The sequence below is a fragment of the Streptomyces hygroscopicus subsp. hygroscopicus genome (assembly GCF_001553455.1).
Lineage (GTDB): Bacteria > Actinomycetota > Actinomycetes > Streptomycetales > Streptomycetaceae > Streptomyces > Streptomyces hygroscopicus.
In genome coordinates this window covers 1-3,681 of the sequence record NZ_BBOX01000347.1, presented here as the reverse complement: position 1 = coordinate 3,681, position 3,681 = coordinate 1, and the positions used below count along the sequence as shown (strand labels likewise).

The 3,681-nt window shown below is 71.9% G+C and carries 2 protein-coding genes; both read right to left on the bottom strand.

Going from position 1 to position 3,681, the window contains the following annotated elements; translation table 11 throughout:
• Positions 1-2,834 (bottom strand): type I polyketide synthase (locus tag AXW62_RS30740; protein WP_159060991.1); only part of this gene is annotated, 2,834 nt, incomplete at its 3' end.
• 25 nt (positions 2,835-2,859) lie between these two features.
• Positions 2,860-3,681, bottom strand: an 822-nt coding sequence (locus tag AXW62_RS30735; protein ID WP_060947390.1) for an acyl carrier protein, incomplete at its 5' end; no start/stop codon positions are given.

Genomic DNA, 3,681 nt, shown 5'->3' with positions numbered 1-3,681 from the left:
CCAAGCAACGGATGCCCCGCGAGCTCCAGCCCCACCGACGCCACATCACCCACCGACACCGCACCCGGCTCCAACCAGAACCGCTCATGCTGGAAGGCATACGTCGGCAGATCCACACGACGCGCACCCGTCCCGGCGAAGAACCCGGCCCAGTCCACCGCCACCCCACGCACATGCGCCCGCGCAACGGCCGTGGTCAGCGCCTCGACCTCGGAACGATCCCTGCGCAGCACGGCGACGAACCCAGCGTCGGAGGCGGCGTCGGTCACGCACTCCTGCGCCATCGCCGTCAGCACACCATCCGGGCCCAGCTCGATGAACGTGGTGACACCCCGGGCCTCAAGCGTGCGCACACCATCGAGGAAACGGACGGCCTCACGGACATGGCGGACCCAGAAGTCCGCGGTCGTGATCTCCTCGGCGGAGACCACGTCCCCAGTGAGGTTGGACACGATCGGGATGCGCGGGGCCTCATACGACAGCCCCTCCGCGACCTCGCGGAACGCCTCCAGCATCCCGTCCATACGCGGCGAGTGGAACGCGTGGCTGACGGTGAGGCGCTTGGTCTTACGGCCCTGAGCCTCAAAGCCCGCCGCGATCTGAACCGCCGCGTCCTCATCACCCGCGATGACCACCGACGTAGGCCCATTGAGCGCGGCGACGCTCACGCCCTCGGTCAGCAACGGCGTGACCTCGTCCTCCGACGCCTGCACGGCAATCATCGCGCCACCGGCGGGCAGTTCCTGCATCAGACGGCCACGCGCCGCCACCAACGCGCAGGCGTCCGCCAGCGACAACACACCCGCCACATGCGCGGCAGCCAGCTCACCAATCGAATGCCCGGACAGGAAGTCGGGCCGCAGACCCCACGCCTCAACGAGACGGAACAACGCCACTTCGAGAGCGAACAACGCGGGCTGGGTAAACCCGGTCCGGTCCAGCTCCTCGGCATTATCCCCGAACAGCACATCCTTCAAAGGCCGTTCGAGACGCGGATCCAACTCCGCACACACCGCGTCCAACGCCTCCGCGAACACCGGATAGGCGTCATACAGCTCACGCCCCATCCCCAACCGCTGGCTGCCCTGCCCCGTGAACAGGAACGCCACCTTGCCACCGGCCACCGTGTCCTCGACCAGCCCAGCGGCACCACGCCCCTCGGCCAACGCCCCCAACCCGGCCAACAACCCCGCACGGTCCTCGGCCACCACCACCGCACGCCGGTCAAACGCCGACCGACCCGTCGCCAGCGAGAACCCCACATCCACCGGACGCAGATCAGGCTGCGCCTCCACATGCCCCACCAGCCGCTCGGCCTGCGCCCGCAGCGCAGCCGCACCCCGCCCCGAAACAACCCACGGCACCACAGCCGGAGACACCCCAGCAGCCGAAGACACACCAGCCGGAGACACCCCAGCAGCCGAAGCACCCCCAGCGGGCTCCTCCTCCGGCGCCTGCTCGATGATCGTGTGCACATTCGTGCCGCTCACACCGAACGACGAGATGCCCGCACGGCGCGGTTGGCCGGTTTCGGGCCACGGCCGCGCCTCGGTCAGCAGCGCCACCTCTCCCGCCGACCAGTCGACGTGCGGGGTGGGCTCGTCCACGTGCAGCGTCCGCGGCAGCACCCCGTGCCGCATCGCCATGACCATCTTGATGACGCCGCCGATACCGGCGACGTTCTGGGTGTGGCCGATGTTGGACTTCAGCGAGCCGAGCCAGAGCGGACGGCCCTCCGGCCGGTCTTGGCCGTAGGTGGAGATGAGCGCCTGGGCCTCGATGGGGTCGCCCAGCGTGGTGCCCGTGCCGTGCGCCTCGACCGCGTCCACGTCGGCGGGGGTGAGGCGGGCGTTCTCCAGCGCCTGGCGGATGACGCGCCGCTGGGACGGGCCGTTCGGTGCGGTCAGACCGTTGGACGCGCCGTCCTGGTTGACGGCCGAGCCCCGCACCACGGCCAGCACCTGGTGGCCGTTCCGCCGCGCGTCCGACAGCCGCTCGACCAGCAGCACGGCGACGCCCTCGGACCAGCCGGTGCCGTCCGCCGACGCGGCGAATGACTTGCAGCGGCCGTCGGCGGAGAGCCCGCGCTGACGGCTGAACTCCACGAACACGTCCGGGGAGGACAGCACGGTCGCGCCCGCCGCCAGCGCGAGCGAGCACTCGCTCTGCCGCAGCGCCTGGACCGCCAGGTGCAGCGCGACGGAGGAGGACGAGCAGGCGGTGTCGATGGTGGCCGCCGGGCCCTCAAGACCGAAGGCGTACGAGATGCGCCCGGACGCGACGCTGGCGGCGGTGCCGGTGAGCAGATGGCCCTCGACACCCTCCGGGAGGTCGTACTCGCCCGCCCCGTACGCCTGTGTGGACGCGCCGACGAACACACCGGTACGCGAGCCGCGTACCGTCGCCGGGTCGATCCCGGCCCGTTCGAACGCCTCCCAGGAGGTCTCCAGCAGCAGCCGCTGCTGCGGGTCCATCGCCAGCGCCTCACGCGGCGAGATCCCGAAGAAGCCCGGGTCGAACCGGCTGGCGTCGTGCAGGAACCCGCCCCCGCGGGCGTAGAACGTGCCCTCGCGCTCCGGGTCCGGGTCGTACAGCGCCTCGATGTCCCAGCCGCGGTCGGTGGGGAAGCCCGAGATGGCGTCCCGGCCGTCCGCGACCAGCCGCCACAGCTCCTCGGGGCTGCCGACGCCGCCGGGGAACCGGCAGCTCATGCCGACGATCGCGATCGGTTCCCGGGACGCGTCGGTGAGCTGCTGGTTCTGCTTCCGCAGCCGCTCGGTTTCCTTCAGCGAGGCCCGCAGCGCGTCAACGAGCTTTTCGTTGGGGGTTGTCATCGTGTACTCCGTGCTTGGGCCCGCGTCAGGAATCGCTGCCGTCGAGGCTGTCGAGGTCGAGCGCCATGTCGATGAGGTGCTGGACGTCCATGTCGTCGATGGACGCGGCGTCGTCCTCGACGCGGCTGGTGTCGGAAGTGGCTGCCTGCGGATCGGCCAGCCGGAGCAGCGTGTCCAGCAGCCCGGCCTCCCGGATCCGGCTCATCGGGATGGTGGCCAGGGTGCGGCGCAGCTCGGCGTCCTGCGGATCGGTGTCCACCTCGGCCGGGGCGTGGCCGGGGCCGTGGCCCGGTCCGTCCGGGACCAGCTCGGTCAGCAGATGCCCGGCGAGCGCCGCCGGGGTCGGGTAGTCGTAGACCAGGCTCGCGGGCAGCTTGAGGCCGGTGGCCGAGCCGAGCCGGGTGCGCAGCTCGACCGCGGTGAGCGAGTCGAAGCCCAGCTCGCTGAAGGCGCGTCCGGACTCGACGTCGTCGGCGGAGGCGTGGCCGAGGGCGGTGGCCACATGGGTGCGGACCACCTCCAGCACCGCGTCCTGGCGGTCGGCCGGGGCCAGCCCGGCGAGCCGGTCGCGCAGCGCCGACGCCCCGTCGGCCGCCGCCGGGTCCGCGGATTCGCCCTCGCCGCCGCCCCGCAGGGCCTTGGCGGCCTGGGGCAGGTCGTCGATCAGCGGGCGGGGGCGGGCGGCGGTGAAGGCCGGGGCGAACCGCTCCCAGTCGACATCGGCGACGGTCACCGCGGTCTCCCGGCGGGAGAGCACCCGCTGGAAGGCGACCATGTTCAGGTCGGGCGCCATCGGCGGCAGTCCGCGGCGGCGCAGCTGCTCCTCGGCGTCGCCCTCGGCGGCCAT